This is a genomic window from Gilvimarinus gilvus (assembly GCF_030518155.1).
In the GTDB taxonomy this organism is placed as follows: domain Bacteria; phylum Pseudomonadota; class Gammaproteobacteria; order Pseudomonadales; family Cellvibrionaceae; genus Gilvimarinus; species Gilvimarinus gilvus.
This window is the reverse complement of the sequence record NZ_JAULRU010000242.1, coordinates 1-325: the sequence shown is the minus strand read 5'-3', so window position 1 is coordinate 325 and position 325 is coordinate 1. Positions and strand designations below refer to the sequence as shown.

The 325-nt window shown below is 66.8% G+C and carries 1 protein-coding gene; it reads left to right on the top strand.

Annotated elements, in window-relative coordinates; translation table 11 throughout:
• The coding region (locus QWI17_RS03265) for a precorrin-3B C(17)-methyltransferase (protein ID WP_302721070.1) at nucleotides 1-325 on the top strand (325 nt) is incomplete at both ends.

Sequence of the window (325 nt, the reverse complement as noted above, 5' to 3'; positions counted from 1 at the left end):
CGACCGACCCGGCGTGGCACCGGGTCGACCTGGAGATCCTGCCGGGGGTATCCGCCTCGCTGGCGACCGCTGCCCAGGCCGGTGCACCGCTGGGCCATGACTTCTGCGTGATGTCGCTGTCGGACAACCTCAAACCCTGGTCGATCATCGAGAAGCGCCTGGACCTGGCCGCCCAGGCTGACCTGGTATTGGCATTCTACAACCCGATTTCCCGCTCGAGGCCGCATCAGCTCGGCGTGGCGCTCGAGGTGGTTCGGCGGCACCGTGCTGGCAACACGCCTGTAGTCCTGGGGCGTGATATCGGTAGGCCAGGGCAGACGCTCAA